Genomic DNA, 14941 nt, shown 5'->3' with positions numbered 1-14941 from the left:
TGCGATGAGTAGTTTCCGACGGTTTCTGTCTTGTCTGTCCGCTTCTATGGTGTGCGCGGTCATGCATATCGCTGATCGCTTGGATCGAGGGACAATAATATGAAGATTCTCACGAGTACTGCCATCGGCCTCATGATGACCGTTGCCTCCGTCACGGTCAGCGCACCGGCTTTCGCGCAAGGCGCGCCGCAGGTGATCAGCGCCATGGATGTGAAGTCGGTGGCGATGGGCTATCGCGGCACCAAGATTGTCGGGAGCAGCATCAACAACGACAAGGGCGAGACCATCGGCAAGATCGACGACATGATCATCTCGAAGGACCAGCGCGCCCTGTTCGCGATCATCTCGGTCGGCGGCTATCTGGGGATCGGCGACAAGCTGATCGCCGTGCGCTACGAAGATTTGCATCCGACCAAGGATGACAAGGGCTTTTCCCTGCCGGGCGCGACCAAGGACAGCCTGAAGGCCCTGCCCGAATTCGTTTACGCCAAGTAGGCGGTAACATCGGGGCAGCTTTCAAGATGCCGGTGTCGGGGGCGGACCTGAAAGTCCGCTCCCCAACACTTCGGGGCAGGACACGAGGATCATCGCTATGCTCACCACAAAATCTCTTCTGAAGACGTTCGCGGCGGCCTTTGCCGTGACGATCATGCTGTCCGGTTGTGCCGCGGTCACCGGCCGCGAAACGCCCGGCGAATACGTCGATGACGCAGCCATCACCACCAAGGTCAAGGCTCAGATCTTCAACGATCCGATGCTGAAGCTGCAGCAGATCAGCGTCGAAACCATGCAAGATGTCGTTCAATTGAGCGGCTTCGTCGAATCGGCGCAGGTCAAGAGCCGGGCGGGCGAGGTGGCTCGCGGCGTCGAGGGCGTCAACGCGGTGCAGAACAATCTTATCGTTCGTTGACATGAAGGGGCGGCGGGCGTCGATTCTGGCACTGGGCCTGGTTTTGATGGTCTGCAAAACCCCGGCTTTCGCCGCCAGTCGGGACGAGGTCATGCAGATGGTTTCCGATGAAGCCGTCCGTAATCGGCGCGTCCCCGTTTCCATCGCCCTGGCCGTGGCCAAGGTCGAGTCGAACTTCAGTGCCGGCGCCGTCAGTGCCGCCGGGGCGCGCGGCGTCATGCAAATAACGCCGCGCACCGCCATGGGCGAGTTCGGGGTCGCGCCAGAGAGTTTGATGAATCCGCTGCACAATGTCCGGGTCGGCATCGCCTATCTCGAGCGGCTGTTCGATCGTTACGGCCAGGATTGGGAACTGGCCTTGTCCCACTACAATGGTGGAAACCTGCGCAGTGCCGATGGTCGGTTCGTCATCCATGCCTTCACGCGCGGCTATGTGGATCGCGTCATCAGCTGGGCGCGATCCTATCGCGGCATGGAATTGATCGCGTCCCCGCGCGGCGCCGACCCCGACGACCAGATTGGCGTCGAAGGTCGGGCCTCGGAAGGCTACATCCAGTAGCTGTGCGTCTTGTAGAAGGCATCGACTGACCGGCCGTAATCCTGCGTCCAGTTGAATTCCGAGCCGCCATCGAAATTCGGCGCGCCTTCCAACTGCTTCTTATCCATATTGATCACGTAGCCGACCTTGCCTTCGTCGTACTTCAAGGCGGCCCAGGGAAGCGGATGGTGCTTCTCGCCCACTCCCAGAAAGCCGCCGAACGACATCACCGCATAGATGGCGCGGCCGCTGGCCTTGTCGATCATGATGTTCTCAACGCTGCCGAGTTTGTCGCCCGTCAGGTCGAACACGGCGGTGCCATTCACCTTGTCGGCGGCAATAAGAGAACCAGTTGTGATTGATGTCATCTCAGTCATGGGAAATGGCTCCAAGTGTATATTCGATGCACACGGGATGTGTGTGTCAAAGTGCTGTGAAGATTATCATTTTAAATATATATTGTGAAAGGTTCGGATTGTACGCATTTTTAAAATAAAAACATATATGTGCGTGATAATGACTAATGTTTGCTGTTTTGAGTTTCGACAAATATTGATTTGTATCGGCATTCGGATGTGAATTGTCGCGTGAGCCTGGCTTTTTTAGGCGTTGCTTTGGCTGTATTCGGCAATCATCGAACATAAACCCATGGTTTCATAGTTGGCGCGTTTTGTGTGTCGGCAATTAACCCGTAAAAATGATTACATTTGTCGACAATTTATAATATTAAGAATGTATTGACTGTGATTTCGATTGCTTCTATGCATTGATCTGCCAAGTATCTTTGCAGATTTCTTGGCAAGAATAAGCAGAAGCCCGGCAATATCCCTTCCTCCAGCTCCCGTGGGGCCGGTCGCTGCTGTTCCTGAACATGGAGCATGTCAACGAGCTCTGCCGTACCGATTGTGGTGCGGCGGGGGAAAGGACTTGAGATGGCCGCCATCACCCTGCAATTCGATCATACGATGTACAGCATCATCACCCGTTCCGACGGAAGTTCGGCGCTGCATTGCTCTCTCCCGGGCGTTGCCGATGTGCCGCTATTGGGGGCCAACACCTACTCGTTCAGCGATCACTGGACCTATGCGGCGGCCAGCCGCCAGTGGGGGATCGTCGCCACGGCGGCGGATCAGTCCTTCCTCATCCCCGATACGGGCAGCCTTCTGAAGACAATCCAGGGCAAATTCGCCAACGACAGCGTCGTGCTGGGCTACAGCCATGACAATTACCTGATCGAGCGGAACGCCAACGGTTCGCTGACCGTGACCGATCGTGTTCACCAAACGCTGCAGGGCACGGTGATCAGCGGGATCAGTGCGCTGAAATTCTCGGATGGTCTGACCTATGTTCCGTCCCAGGGGAAGCTGGTCCAGTTCGGGACATCCGGCAATGACACCCTCAAGGTCAATATCGCGGCCCAGGTGATCGATGGTGGCGGCGGCACCAACACTGTGGTCTTCGCCAAGGCGCAAAGCGCCTATGAGGTGAAGTCGGGGGCGGCGGGCAGCTTCACCATCCTTGACAAGGTCACGCAGCAAACCACGATCGCCAGCAATGTCCAGGTGCTGAAGTTTGCCGATGGCGGTCGCGTCGGCCTGCTAGAGGGAACCGCCGGCAACGACACATTGCAGGTGACCGGCCTGACCCGGCTGGTGACCGGCAAGGGCGGGTTGGACGAGGCGTCCTTCGCCAATTACAGCAACTGGTACCGGATCGAGAAAAGTGCCGGCGGCGGCCTTGATGTGACCGACATTCATGCGACCGGCACCCGCGTTCATCTTGACGGCATCGCCGCCCTGACCTTCAAGGATGGCCTGCGCTACGATGCCGCCTCGGCCAAGTTGGTTCAGCGTGGCACCGGCGGCGACGACAGTTTGAAGGTCGCGGCCGGCGCCCAGGTGGTCGATGGCGGCGCCGGGGTCAATACCGCCATCTTCGCCAAGGTTCAAAGCGCCTATACCGTGACCTCCGGGGCAGGCGGCGCCTTCACCGTCGTCGATGTCGCCACAACGCGTAGTGTGATCGCCAGTCACATCCAGGTGCTGAAGTTCGCCGACGGCACGACGCTGGGCACGGTGGACGGCACCGCCGGCAACGATATCTTGAAGGTGACGGCCAACACCCGACTGGTGGATGGACATGGCGGGCTCGATACCGCAGCCTTCGCCAACTACTCGTCCTGGTATTCGATCGCCAGGAATGCCGGCGGCAGCGTTGACGTGACCGACATTCACGCCACCGGGACGGTGGTCCACCTGGACGGCATCAGCAAGATCGCCTTTTCCAATGCGGTCTATGATGTGGCGACCGGGACCTATGCGACGCCGCCGGTCGCGGCGCCGGTGGTGCCCGCCAGCGGCGGGGTGGTCAACAGCGGCGTGGTCCATCACGCGCCGACGGTGCAGGCCGCCACCGGGGCCAATGACATCGTCGCCGTTCATCTCGAGAACAACACGTCCACCGCGTCGGCTGCGCGCACGGTCAGTTTCGGACAGGTCTTCGCCAAGGGCGATCTGCCCGCCGGAACCTCGCTGGTCGCCATGGTTGATGGCCAGCCCGTCGCCGTCCAGATCGATGTTCGCACCCACCACCAAGACGGTTCGGTGCAGCAGGCGGTTTTGTCGCTGGCCGCCCCGTCGATTGGCGCCGGTTCCGCCATCGACATCATGCTGGGCCGGGGAAGCGGCACGGCGGCGACGCCTTCGGCCCTCGATCCCCACGGCTTCGTCGGCCATGGCTACGACACCCAGGTCACGCTGACCTTCCACAATGCCGACGGCTCGTCGAGCGTGCGCACCGTCGATGCTGGCCAGGTCCTGTCCGATGCCCTGGCGGCCGGCACCGCCAGGACCGTCCTGTCCGGTCCTCAGGCCGGCGAGGTCCAGGTCGATGCGGCGATCAACGGCTCGCTGCATGTGGTGATGAATATCCGCGGCAACGCCGACGGGACCTTCCTGACCGATGTCCAGGTCCGCAACGACCGAATCTTCAGTGCCGATGCCAAGACCTACGATTACGACGTGGCGATTTCCAGCCACGGGCAGGTTCAGTTCGCCGAAGCCGGCCTGAGCCATGTCGCCATGCAGGAATGGCACAAAGAGGTGTGGAGCGATGCCCGGGCGGCGATCTCGGCGCCGGCAAGCCACGTGGTCTATGACGTCGCCTATCTCGAACAGACCGGCGCGGTGATGGGCTACGACACCTCGGTGGGAGTAGCCGCCAACAGCATCAACGCCGATCTTGCCGCCATCGCCAAGGGCGATCACAGCCTGCTGGGCAATTCCCAGGTGGTGCAATATCAGCCGATGACCGGGGGGCGGGGCGATATCGGCATCACCAGCAAATGGAACGCCAACTGGTTGGTGTCACAAAACCAGGCGGGCGAACAGGTGATGCTGGCCAGCGCCGATGCCGCCGGGTCATCGCCGTTCCATGCGGTCAATGCCGACGGCAGCCTGATCACCATCGACAGCCACCCGACCTTGTGGCTGGACGGCCGCAATCAAAGCACCGTCAAGCCTGCCAACAATTTCGACAGCATCCAAGGCGCTACCGGCTGGGTTCTCGATACCGCCCATATCCCCGAATTGGGCTACATGGCGGCGCTGACCCAGGGCAGCGACTACTATGTCCGGCAGGTCCAGGCCCAGGCCAACTACGATCTCTTGTCCTATAACCCGGGCTATCGCGGCGGCAGCACCGGCATCGTCATGGGGGAAATCCGCGAGATTGCCTGGGTCATCCGCGATCTGGCCGACGCCGCCTATGTCACCGCCGATGGCGATCCGCTCAAGGCGTACTATACCGAGAAGCTCGAGAACAACATCCAGAACCTGATCGACCAGTATGTCGGGACCGCCAAGGGCGCCGCGCAAGGGCAGTTGCAGGGCTATGTGTTCGACTCGTACCACGCCACCATCACCGCGCCGTGGCAGCAGGATTTCCTGACCCTGGCCATGGCCCATGCCGCCGACCTGGGATTTGCCGGGGCCAAGGAATTCATGGCCTGGCAGAACAATTTCACCGCCGGCCGCTTCCTGCATGGCGAGGATGGCTACAATCCGCTGAACGGGGCCGGCTATTGGATCAACATCGCCGATCCCGCCGCGGACACGACCCGTTACGCCCCCACCGGCTCGGGTGATCCGGGGGTGGCGCTGTTCCAGACCTGGGGCGAGGTCTATGCCTCGACCTATGGCGGGCAGGCGGTGCCGACCCAAATGTCGGGCTCGCCCAATGACGCCAGCGGCGGTTATGCCGCCATCGCCAAGGCGGCGCTGGCGGTCCAATGGGACGCCAGCCACGACATCGACGATCTGGCAGCCTATGCCTACGTCACCAGCCAGACTCCCGGCCTGATCAAGGGCGCGACCGGCTATGCGGCGACCCAGACCTGGGACATCACGCCGACCCTGTCCGATGGACATCATCTGCAAAATTCCGAGGTCCTTTACGGCACCGGCGGGACCACCCAGGCCACCAGCGCCCATGGCCTGCTGGCCGCCCTGTCGGGAAACAACGTCCTGGTCAGCGGCAACGGCGACAGCATCCTGATCGGTGGAAGCGGGACCGATGTGCTGCGAGGCGGCGGCGGCGACGATTTCCTGTTCGGGGCCGGGGGCACCACCCGGATCGAAGGATGGGCCGGGACCAATATCATGAAGGGCGGAGCCGGGGCCGACACCTTCGTGTTTCAGACGGGTACGGCGGCGCATGACACCGTCATCGCCTTCAAGGCCGGTTTCGACACGCTGGAGATCAGCACGGGCGGTAGTGCGATGACCGCGCTGGACGTGATGTCAGGGGCCACCGCCAATGCGGATGGCGATGCGGTGCTGCACCTTTCCGACCGGCACGACGTCACGCTGCAAGATATCGAGGTCAATGCCTTGGCCGCCCACTGGTTCCACCTGGTTTAGAGCGTGTTCACGCCAAGCGTGAACACGCGACCAGCCCGAGCGGCGCCTGAGCGGCCCGGCACGGGCCAAACTTAAGACTCTAGACCGGTTTCCGCTCGGGCGGAAAACGGTCTGGGTCGATGCGGCGCCGGGAAGATCCGGCGCCGTCCGTCCATCGGAGCGCGAGATGTTCTCGGAACTTACCCGCCGTTTGGCCACCCAGCCGCTTCTTGCCGGGTTGGCCGTCGCCCTGTCCGTCGTGATCGCCATCCTGGGCCTGATGCCCAGCGTCTATGCCGCCCAGGTGATGGGTCGTTTCACCGCCCATGGCCAGATGGGGACCCTTGTCACCTTGTCGCTGGGTCTGGTGCTGGCCATCCTGGCCGAGATGGGCTTGCGCACCTTGCGTCATCGCCTGCTGGAAGGCATCTGCCTGTCGGCCGACGATTCCTTGTCCGTCGAGATCCTGTCCCGTACCGGCGAGGCTGCACGGGGGCCGGCCATCGGCGCGCTGGAGATGATCGCCGGCACCTATTCCGCCGCCAAGATCGCCGCTTTCATGGATGTCGCCGCCGTCGTGCTTTACCTGGCCGCCTTATGGCTGCTGTCGCCGGCGGTGGGGGTCGCGGTGTCGGCGGCGATGGTCGCGGCCATCGCGGTCGAGCTGGCGCTGTCGCGAATTGCCGCCGTCGCCGGGGCCGGCCGCGACGGCGCGCGGGGCGGAATCTTCTCGGCCACCGAGGCCGGGACGGTCTTGTCCGCCGTGGTCCATTGGATGGATCAGGGCGCGGCGGTGGCGCGCGTCGCCAATGTCCGCGAAACCGCCATGGGGGCGGCCAACAGCGCCGCCTATGCCTTTGTCCTGGCGGTGGGGGCGGTCATGGTGGTGGACGGCACCCTGTCGGCCGGGACCTTGTTCGGAATCGGATTGATCGCGTCGCGCGCCATTGGGACGGCCCTGAAGGCCGCCGGGACGCTCAACGACCTGAAACGAGGCCAGCCGGCCATGGAAGCGGTGGTCCGCTTCCTGCAAAGCGGGAAGGGGAGCGCGTCATGAACCACATCGTCTCGGACCCGGTGCACACCGTCGCCGCAAACCACGCGCAAACCTCGGCGGTTGCCGCCTTGGCCCCGTCACCGTCGATCGACCAGGATCGACACAATCCCGGCCGGGCGGCCAGGATATCGGCGATGGCCATCCTGGCGATCTTCGGCTTGGGCCTGGTCTGGGCGGCCAGCTTCCGCGTCGCCATCATGGCGGTGGCCGACGGCCGGGTGGTGCCGCCCGAACGGGTGCAGGTTCTGGGGCACGCCGAGGGCGGGCGGGTGGCGGCCCTTCATGTTCGAACCGGCCAACACGTGACGGCCGGCGATGCCTTGATCGACCTGGACCCGACCGCGGCCCGCGCCGACCTGGCGCAACTGAAGGCGGAAGGCGAGGTGCTGTCGGGCGATATTCTCCGCCTCGATGCCGAACGTCTGGGTCAGGTTCCCGATTTCGGCGGCCTGCCGGCGGCGATCGGCTCGCAACAGACGGCGCTGTTCAAAAGCCGCCAACACCGGCATGCCGAGGACTTGCGCGTGGCGCAGGCCGAGATCACCGCCAATAGGGCGGTGGTAATCGGCCTGACCGCCGCCTTGGCGCCGTTGCGCCTGCGCATGCAGGCCCGGCGCGGCCTGTCCGAGAAGGGGCTGGCATCGTCGTTTCTGGTCAACGAGGACGAGGCCCGAGTGGCCGAACTGGCCGGCCGCCTGCAAGAGGCGCGGGCCAACGAGGAAAAGGCCCGCCATCGCCTGAGCTCGATCGATGTCGTCCGGCAAGAAGACATCGCCCTGGCGCTGAAGGATGCACACGCCAAGCTGGAAAGCCATTCCAGTCAACGGCCGAAGCTGGAGAAACGGCTGTCGGACATGCGGATCGTCGCCCCGGTGACTGGTACCGTCAAGTCGGCTGCCGTGACCGGACCCGGTTCGACGCTTCGACCGGGCGAAGCCGCCGTCGAGATCGTCCCGGACGATGCCCGGCGGGTGATCGCGGTGAAACTGCCGGCGGGAGAGGTGGGGCATGTTCGCATCGGGCAGACGACCAGGATTACCTTGTTGCCGGCCGATGGCGGCTTGCGCCCGCTCGAGGGAATCGTCTCGCAGATCGCCCCGGACAGCAGCGCCGACGATCGGTCCGGCCAGTTCCACTATCTGGTCGAGATCACGCCGGCTGCCACCGAATTCACCGGCGATGCGGCCGAAATCTATCCCTTGGTTCCAGGCGTCCCGGTATCGGTCGCCATCATCACCGGGACACGCACGGTGTTGGCCGCGCTCATGGGGCCGTTGTTCGCCGACCTTGATCGGGCGGTCAGCGAACGATGAGCGAGGTTGGCGAATGCAGGGGGCCGTCGCCACCATTGCCTGCCTTGGTGTTATGGTGGCGATGGCGCATTTTATACAGACACGTCCATGTCTGACCGGTTCCCCGCGAAATAAGCCGAGTTTGCGGCGGAAAATAATCATTGTAGTCGGGGTTTGCCTCAATTCCATCAATCTCTCGCCATCAGTTCGAGGCAGCATATCTCTTGTCACCCCCAAGTGGGGCACAGGAGAAAGACAGTGAAGACCCGTTTGATTGCCATCGCCGCCTTGCTCTCGCTGAGCCTGTCCGGCTGTGTGATCGATGCCGCCGCCCTGAGCAGCGCCTTGAACCAGCCCGAGCCCTCCTATGGATATTCTTCCTATGGAGCGCCGGCCTATCGAGGCCCTTCCTATGGCTATCAGCGGCCGCCGTCCCTGAGTTTTCCCCCGGCGCCGCCCCCTCGGAATGTCTATTTCAATGACCGGCCGCACCACGGGCATCATGGCCGTGGGCATCGTTGACCCAGGGCGTGCAGACAAACCCAGAGCCGATTCCGTTCGATCGGAAAAACGGCTCTGGGTCAGTAGCGGACAATTATATCGAACGCATTGCCGCCATTGGCATAGGTCGGAACATTGGGCGGGCGCAGCAGAATGTTGCTGTAGCGCAGGTGGCGGAAATGCGATGGCAGGCCTTCCAGTTGGGCCATCAAGGGGGCGGCAAGCTTTGGCATGGCGAAGAATATGAATTCGCCCAAACCCAAGGCCAGCCAGTCGTCGAATTCCATGTCGTCCGCGCAGATGGCGTAGGAATTCTCCAGCATTGGGCTTCGGCAGGATGCGCGGAAATTGTCGTGGTCTTCGGGCAACCAGTCGAAATAGGTGACGATGGGCTTGTCCGTCTGGGTAAGGAAGAGTTGGCACGCTTGCGTCCATTGAGCCCGCACGGCGGGACGAAGCTTCAGCGACGGCAATTCCGTAACCACGAAGACGGCGACGGCGCGCAATGGATCGGACAAGGTTGCGGCCGGATGCTCGCCGCTGCCGCCGCCGATGATCAGGCTGTGGGATGGACAGCGGAAGTCGCCATCGATGTCTTCCAGGGAAAGATAGACGGAAATGCCGGCCAGGCTTCCCACCTGGGCATGGCGAAACGAATCGATGTGGCTCATGCCAGCCCCCCTTGCACCGCGATGGCGTCTTCAATCAACTGGGCGATGATCGCTTCGTGCATGATCGTCACGTCACGAAAGCGGCCGCTCTTGCTGGTGACGATGGCGTGGATCTCGGCGGCGGTCACCGGTTCCAGCAAGGGCTGGTCATCGGGATCGAGGTGAAGGATGAACAGCGTCAGCCCCGTGCCCTGGTAAAAGGTGGCATCGACAAGCTGTCCACGGGCATTGGCGTAACCGTAACGCATCACCGGGATTGCCGAGGCCGTGTCGTAGATCCGGCCATTGATGATCCGCTTCATGGGTGCGATCGCAGCCTTGGCAGAACCTCGACCCGGACATCGAAGACGGGGTGCGCCTTCAGCCAGGCGATCTGACGGTCCAATTGGGCCTTGGGTTCACCCGCCAGCACGATGCTGTCGAGGCCGAAGGGCAGATGGCTTCCCACACTGGCCTGGTACGCCTCGAGGTCCTGGGCGAACGGGGATTCGTGCCGGTCCGGGGGCGGCGGCGGGCCATAGACGCAGCCCACCAGCAGCCCGGCCGCGCCGCAGGATCCCATGGCGACGGCCGTGACGGAAAAACGCTGAAGGAAGGTGCGTCGGCTGTCGGTCACGGTCAGGTCCCTTATCGGTCCAGAGCGGTCGTGCCGCGGCGGTTCTGGCTCCAGGCGGCTTCGTTCGAGCCAAGGGCGACCGGGCGTTCCTTGCCGTAAGAGACGGTCTTGATGCGATGGGAGGAGACACCGCTGGCAACCAGAAAGGCCTTGATGGCCTCGGCCCGCTGGCTGCCCAGGGCCAGATTGTATTCGCGGGTGCCGCGCTCGTCGGCATGGCCTTCGATGGTCAGGGTGTAAACGCTGTATCTCTTCAGCCAGGCGGCCTGCTTGCCCAAGGTCGCCTTGGCGTCGGCACGCAGGCTGGCCTTGTCCACATCGAAGAAGACGCGGTCGCCTGCGTTGGCGACGAAATCCTCGACCGATCCGGGGGTGAGCGCCGATGACGGGCGAGGCGGCGGTGCGCCATAGACGACATGGTGTTGGGGCTCGGTCTTTTCGGCCATCTCGCAGCCGGCGCCGGTGGTCGCCAGGGCGGCGGCGGCGAAACGCATCAAGAAGTCGCGGCGGGTGTCGGACACGGGCCTCTCCTATGGATGGGGGATGGTGACGGCGCGGCGGTTCTGCGCCCAGGCCGCTTCGTTGGAACCAAGGGCGGCGGGGCGTTCCTTGCCATACGAAACCACCGTGATGCGTTTGTGATCGACGCCCCTGGCGGCCAGATACATCTTGACGGTCTGGGCGCGTTTTTCGGCCAAGGCCAGATTGTACTCGCGGGTGCCGCGCTCGTCGGCATGGCCCTCGACGGTGAATGTGAAGGCAGGATTGCGCCGTGCCCACTCCGCTTGGCGGTCCAAGATCGCCTTGGAATCGGCGCGCAGCAGCGAGCGGTCGGTGTCGAAATATACCTTGTCGCCGACGCTGCTGACGAAATCCCCGAGCGGATTGGGCGGTACGCCATAGACCACATGGGGGGTGATTTTGTCGCCGAAGAGCTCGGAATGCTCGGGCGCCGACTGGCACCCGGCGGTGCCGGCCGCCAGCGCGGTGGCGGCGAAGCGCAAAAGGAAGTCGCGTCGGCTGTCAGTCATGGCACACCCCCGATTCCCCGATCTTGTTCAGGCCGCAATGGGCCGAGCCGGGATCTTCCGGATCGAACAGGTGGAAGCCGCCGCCCTCGCACAGATCCCAGTGATCGCAGCTGCCGCAGCGTTCCGGTGCGGTGGCGCGGCGGTCGGCGCGATAGCGCCCGAATCCCGCGTCCCACAGCGTCAGGAAATCGGCATCCTTGATGTTGCCCTCGGTGAAGCGGCGCGACACGCTGGGGCAGCCGATGACGCCGCCGTCATGCAGGATCGAGGCGATCACCGTACCCGATCCGCAATAATGCATGGCGTCGCGGACGCGGCATTCCCAGTTCGGCCCCCAATAGCCTTCCTCGGACAAGGTGACGACGATGTCGCGGCGGCTTTGGCGGGATTCGGCGACGAAGGCCAGCAATTGCCGGTACTGGTCGCCCGACAGCATCAGCCCCGACTGACGCCCGGCCCGCCCGCGCGAGAAGACCGGGGTGAAGCGCACCTGCGGCACGCCCAAGCGGGCGAGATGATCGACGAAGGGGGCAAGCCGGTCGATATTGAGGGTGCTGACGCAGCAGATGACATCGAAGGCGCGGGTGAACGGATCGGCGACCAGCCGGGCCAGGGCGTCCGAGACCCGGCGAAAGGCGCCCGGATGCTGACGCAGGGAATCGTGCTCGGCTTCCAGGCCGTCGAGGCTGACCGAGATGGTGGACAGGCCCGCCGCCTTCACCGAGGCCAGGCGATCGGCATCCAGCAGCATGGCGTTGGTGGTGATGCCCCAGGAATATCCCAGACCGGCGGCGAAGGCGCCGACCTCTTCGATGTCGTGGCGCATCAGCGGCTCGCCGCCGATGATGGCGAAGGTGATCGAGCGCGGGTCGTAGCGGTCGGCGATGGCGGTCAACTGACGCTTGACCGCATCGGGCGCCAGTTCGCGGTCGCGGGTCGAGTTGTCGCGCAAGCAATCGCTGCCGCAATGGCGGCAGGCAAGATTGCAGCGAAGCGTGGATTCCCAGAACAGGTAGCGCAGGGGATGTTCGCTCGCCAGCTGTGCCTTGTTATCGATGAAACGCTCGAGCCGGGCGACGAGGGCGGCTTCGTCAGCGTCCGCACCCTTGGCCCCAGGTAAATCCCTGGCAAGGTTGTCCATGAAATCCGCCCCTCCCCAAGCCATATGTTCGACGATGATATTTTTCTGTTCGATATTGTCGAAACGATGGCATCCGTAGAATTTAATACGCGCTTTGACCTGGAATCAATTTATTTCAGGTGCGTTATCAGTTGCGCTTCGTGAAGCGTGATTGGAGTTATTATTGATTGCCGCAAATTTGCCCAAATCAGGGGGTGATCCGCAAGTAATCGGGATGTATAATCGCTGGAAGGTGCCCTATTGGCGTCATAATGCGCACGCATGATTGGCCTGGTTCGGAAGCTGGAATCGTTGCCTCCGACACAAGGAGCCCATCATGAAACGTCCTCTGCTTGCCGCTGCCTCCCTGATCGCGTTGTCTTTGCAAGCGGCCCCGGCCATGGCCGAACTTTCAGTCTGCGACCGCAATCTTCGAATCACCGAGACGGATATCGCCTTTCCCGGTGGGCTTGAACCGAGCCTCGAACGGGTCTACCGCTCGGATTCCAGGGATTCTGGCCTGTTCGGTCGCGGCTGGTCCAGCCGCTACGAAACCCGCGTCGAAAAACAGGCCGACGGGAGCTTGATGACCCATGAGAGCGGATGCGCCGCGACCACGCTGTTCGTTCCGGTCCCGGGAAACGCCGGGCGGTGGGAGGCGAGAGGCTGCGGTGTCCAGTCGATCACGGCAAATCCCGGCGGGTTCGAGCGCCACATGGCCGACGGCCGCAGCGAGCGGTTCGATACCGATGGGCGATTGCTGCGCGTCGCCGATTCCAACGGCAATTGGGTATCGCTTCACCGCGAGCAAGGGCGCGTCGTCAGGATCGAGGACAATTTCGGCCGGGTCATGACCCTTTCCTATGACGCGGATGGGCGCATCGTCCGCATCGGTGACGATGTCGGCCGCGAGGCGCGTTACCGCTTCGACGGCGAGGGCCGCATGATCGCCGCCATCGATCCCGACGGCGGCGAGCATCGCTACACCTATGGCGAAGATGGCGTGTTGACTGCGGTGGAAGCGCCAGGCGGCGGCAAGGTCACGGCACGCTATGAAGCCGGCAATCTGGCCCGCTTGGATGAGAACGGCGGGGTCCGCCGCTTCGGCCGCCGTGACGGCGAGGGGTGGACCGAATCGTGGGAGGAGACCGAGGATGCCGGTCGCCACGGCCTTATCCTTGACCGCACCATCCGGCTTTACCGCGCCGATTCGTCCGGCCAGAGCGTTAGGTGGCGCGAGCTTCGGGAACGGGACGGGCGCACCCAGGATACCGAGTACAACGACCTTGGGCTGGTGGCGACCATCCGGGAAGACAATGGGCTGGGCGCCGGCTTTCGCTATGATCGGGCCGGCCGCCTCGTCCACAAGGAAACGCCAGCCGAGGCCATCGACATCGCCTATGATCCCCAGACGGGGAAAGTCGCGCGGATCGATCGCATGGCCGATGGCCGGCATTCCTGGTCGCGCTTTACCTACGACGCCCAGGGCAATCTGAATGGCGCCGCCAACAGCGAGGGGCGCAAGGTGTCTCTGGGCCATGACCCGCAAGGGCGGATCGCCTGGATCACCGAGAAGGGGACGCAGTTGTCCTTTACCTACAACCGGGATTCCCAGCCCACCCGCATCCGTTTGAAAGGCGGGGGAACCATCGATGTGGTGTATGACGGCAAGGGCGAGATCACCAGTGTCCAAAGCGATGGAGGGGCGGCCATGGCGCTCAAGGTGACGCGGACCTTCCAGAATCTGCTGGAACTGGTCAAGCCGGCCAATTTGAAGATCGCGCCATGATGAGGCGTTCTTTCCTTTCATTCCTGGCCATCGTCGGGGCGGTACTGCTTTCGCCCCAAGCCGCCCGGGCCTCCGAGGCGCGTTTGTGGATCGTGCCCCCGTCATCGCCGGCAAGCCTGTCCGATTGTCCCGCCCACGCCGCCACGGCGTTGGGCGCCCATTCCACGGCGGCGCGCCGGTTGACCTCGCGGGCCGTGGTGCGCTGGCGGGACGGGCAGGTCGCGCTGGGCACAGACGACGACGCCACCGGTTCGAAGGCCGGTCTGTGGGACCAATGCTTCGCGCTGGAAGTGGATGGAAGGGTGATCGTCTCGGGCGCCATCTTGCTGCCCCATTCCGCCCGCTTGCTGCGCGTCCCCGTCCTGGCGCTGCGATCGTGGCGCGACGGCGACAGCCGGCTGGAGTTCGACCTGATTCCGGCCTTTCCGGCGCATGCCGCCACGATTTCCGAGCGGGAATGGCAGGATCGGCTGGCGCCGCTGCGCTGAATGGCGATCCGCCGACAGAGATAGGAGTGA

General features: G+C 63.4%; 16 protein-coding genes. 9 read left to right on the top strand and 7 right to left on the bottom strand.

The window, feature by feature from the left end:
* Positions 1-99: 99 nt before the first annotated feature.
* The 3 genes from A6A05_RS08535 to A6A05_RS08525 all read left to right on the top strand — a co-directional run bounded on the left by A6A05_RS08535 (position 100) and on the right by A6A05_RS08525 (position 1469).
* Complete coding sequence (locus A6A05_RS08535) at positions 100-495, top strand: PRC-barrel domain-containing protein (protein ID WP_068499405.1); 396 nt, start codon at positions 100-102, stop codon at positions 493-495.
* A 97-nt stretch (positions 496-592) separates the two neighbouring features.
* Positions 593-910 carry a BON domain-containing protein gene (locus tag A6A05_RS08530; RefSeq protein ID WP_068499403.1) on the top strand — a complete coding sequence of 106 codons (318 nt, stop codon included), beginning with the start codon at positions 593-595 and terminating at the stop codon, positions 908-910.
* Positions 911-1001: 91 nt separating this feature from the next.
* The gene (locus A6A05_RS08525; RefSeq protein ID WP_172822229.1) at positions 1002-1469 is read left to right on the top strand and encodes a transglycosylase SLT domain-containing protein; all 468 of its coding nucleotides are present in this window, start codon (positions 1002-1004) and stop codon (positions 1467-1469) included.
* Here A6A05_RS08525 and A6A05_RS08520 read toward each other — a convergent pair.
* Complete coding sequence (locus A6A05_RS08520; protein WP_068499400.1) at positions 1457-1825, bottom strand: PRC-barrel domain-containing protein; 369 nt, start codon at positions 1823-1825, stop codon at positions 1457-1459. The genes A6A05_RS08525 and A6A05_RS08520 overlap by 13 nt on opposite strands.
* Before the next feature lie 555 nt (positions 1826-2380).
* Between A6A05_RS08520 and A6A05_RS08515 the strand changes: the two genes are divergently transcribed.
* The 4 genes from A6A05_RS08515 to A6A05_RS20765 all read left to right on the top strand — a co-directional run bounded on the left by A6A05_RS08515 (position 2381) and on the right by A6A05_RS20765 (position 9217).
* On the top strand, positions 2381-6367 hold the full coding sequence (locus A6A05_RS08515; RefSeq protein WP_068499397.1) for a calcium-binding protein: 3987 nt from the start codon (positions 2381-2383) through the stop codon (positions 6365-6367).
* 166 nt (positions 6368-6533) lie between these two features.
* Positions 6534-7403 (top strand): 6TM ABC transporter family protein, encoded by an 870-nt coding sequence (locus A6A05_RS21280; protein WP_068499395.1) that lies wholly within the window; start codon positions 6534-6536, stop codon positions 7401-7403.
* Entirely contained in the window at positions 7400-8716 is a 1317-nt protein-coding gene (locus tag A6A05_RS08505; RefSeq protein ID WP_068499393.1) for an HlyD family type I secretion periplasmic adaptor subunit, read from the top strand. Before A6A05_RS21280 ends, A6A05_RS08505 begins: the two co-directional genes overlap by 4 nt.
* A gap of 237 nt (positions 8717-8953) precedes the next feature.
* Positions 8954-9217, top strand: a complete 264-nt coding sequence (locus A6A05_RS20765; protein ID WP_156520965.1) for a hypothetical protein — start codon at positions 8954-8956, stop codon at positions 9215-9217.
* A gap of 59 nt (positions 9218-9276) precedes the next feature.
* Here A6A05_RS20765 and A6A05_RS08500 read toward each other — a convergent pair whose 3' ends face one another.
* From A6A05_RS08500 to A6A05_RS08475, 6 genes are read right to left on the bottom strand one after another with little or no spacing between them, the layout of a single operon-like run.
* Complete coding sequence (locus A6A05_RS08500; protein WP_156520964.1) at positions 9277-9834, bottom strand: hypothetical protein; 558 nt, start codon at positions 9832-9834, stop codon at positions 9277-9279.
* Between the two features lie 29 nt (positions 9835-9863).
* Positions 9864-10169 (bottom strand): hypothetical protein, encoded by a 306-nt coding sequence (locus A6A05_RS08495; RefSeq protein ID WP_068499389.1) that lies wholly within the window; start codon positions 10167-10169, stop codon positions 9864-9866.
* Complete coding sequence (locus A6A05_RS08490) at positions 10166-10483, bottom strand: OmpA family protein (RefSeq protein WP_156520963.1); 318 nt, start codon at positions 10481-10483, stop codon at positions 10166-10168. Before A6A05_RS08490 ends, A6A05_RS08495 begins: the two co-directional genes overlap by 4 nt.
* An 11-nt stretch (positions 10484-10494) precedes the next feature.
* Positions 10495-11004 (bottom strand): peptidoglycan-associated lipoprotein Pal, encoded by a 510-nt coding sequence (gene pal, locus A6A05_RS08485; protein ID WP_425411939.1) that lies wholly within the window; start codon positions 11002-11004, stop codon positions 10495-10497.
* Between the two features lie 9 nt (positions 11005-11013).
* Positions 11014-11514 carry a peptidoglycan-associated lipoprotein Pal gene (gene pal, locus A6A05_RS08480; protein WP_068499385.1) on the bottom strand — a complete coding sequence of 167 codons (501 nt, stop codon included), beginning with the start codon at positions 11512-11514 and terminating at the stop codon, positions 11014-11016.
* A complete protein-coding gene (locus tag A6A05_RS08475) occupies positions 11507-12655 on the bottom strand; it encodes a radical SAM protein (RefSeq protein ID WP_068499383.1) in 1149 nt (382 codons plus the stop codon). Before A6A05_RS08475 ends, pal (A6A05_RS08480) begins: the two co-directional genes overlap by 8 nt.
* A 316-nt stretch (positions 12656-12971) precedes the next feature.
* Here A6A05_RS08475 and A6A05_RS08470 point away from each other — a divergent pair, with 316 nt between their 5' ends.
* Positions 12972-14423 (top strand): DUF6531 domain-containing protein, encoded by a 1452-nt coding sequence (locus tag A6A05_RS08470; protein ID WP_068499379.1) that lies wholly within the window; start codon positions 12972-12974, stop codon positions 14421-14423.
* Positions 14420-14911 (top strand): hypothetical protein, encoded by a 492-nt coding sequence (locus A6A05_RS08465; RefSeq protein ID WP_156520962.1) that lies wholly within the window; start codon positions 14420-14422, stop codon positions 14909-14911. Before A6A05_RS08470 ends, A6A05_RS08465 begins: the two co-directional genes overlap by 4 nt.
* The last annotated feature ends 30 nt before the right edge of the window (positions 14912-14941 follow it).

This window comes from Magnetospirillum moscoviense (assembly GCF_001650635.1).
Taxonomy (GTDB): domain Bacteria; phylum Pseudomonadota; class Alphaproteobacteria; order Rhodospirillales; family Magnetospirillaceae; genus Magnetospirillum; species Magnetospirillum moscoviense.
The sequence above is the reverse complement of the archived record's forward strand: the minus strand, read 5'-3'. Positions and strand labels throughout refer to the sequence as shown.

What these genes read in the sequence shown, in the direction of transcription:
- pal (WP_068499385.1), bottom strand. Translation starts at nt 11,514, where the DNA reads ATGACTGACAGCCGACGCGACTTCCTTTTGCGCTTCGCCGCCACCGCG.
- A6A05_RS08505 (WP_068499393.1), top strand. Translation starts at nt 7,400, where the DNA reads ATGAACCACATCGTCTCGGACCCGGTGCACACCGTCGCCGCAAACCAC.
- A6A05_RS08525 (WP_172822229.1), top strand. Translation starts at nt 1,002, where the DNA reads ATGCAGATGGTTTCCGATGAAGCCGTCCGTAATCGGCGCGTCCCCGTT.
- A6A05_RS08515 (WP_068499397.1), top strand. Translation starts at nt 2,381, where the DNA reads ATGGCCGCCATCACCCTGCAATTCGATCATACGATGTACAGCATCATC.
- A6A05_RS08535 (WP_068499405.1), top strand. Translation starts at nt 100, where the DNA reads ATGAAGATTCTCACGAGTACTGCCATCGGCCTCATGATGACCGTTGCC.
- A6A05_RS08495 (WP_068499389.1), bottom strand. Translation starts at nt 10,169, where the DNA reads ATGAAGCGGATCATCAATGGCCGGATCTACGACACGGCCTCGGCAATC.
- A6A05_RS08530 (WP_068499403.1), top strand. Translation starts at nt 593, where the DNA reads ATGCTCACCACAAAATCTCTTCTGAAGACGTTCGCGGCGGCCTTTGCC.
- A6A05_RS08470 (WP_068499379.1), top strand. Translation starts at nt 12,972, where the DNA reads ATGAAACGTCCTCTGCTTGCCGCTGCCTCCCTGATCGCGTTGTCTTTG.
- A6A05_RS08475 (WP_068499383.1), bottom strand. Translation starts at nt 12,655, where the DNA reads ATGGACAACCTTGCCAGGGATTTACCTGGGGCCAAGGGTGCGGACGCT.
- A6A05_RS21280 (WP_068499395.1), top strand. Translation starts at nt 6,534, where the DNA reads ATGTTCTCGGAACTTACCCGCCGTTTGGCCACCCAGCCGCTTCTTGCC.
- A6A05_RS08465 (WP_156520962.1), top strand. Translation starts at nt 14,420, where the DNA reads ATGATGAGGCGTTCTTTCCTTTCATTCCTGGCCATCGTCGGGGCGGTA.
- A6A05_RS08520 (WP_068499400.1), bottom strand. Translation starts at nt 1,825, where the DNA reads ATGACTGAGATGACATCAATCACAACTGGTTCTCTTATTGCCGCCGAC.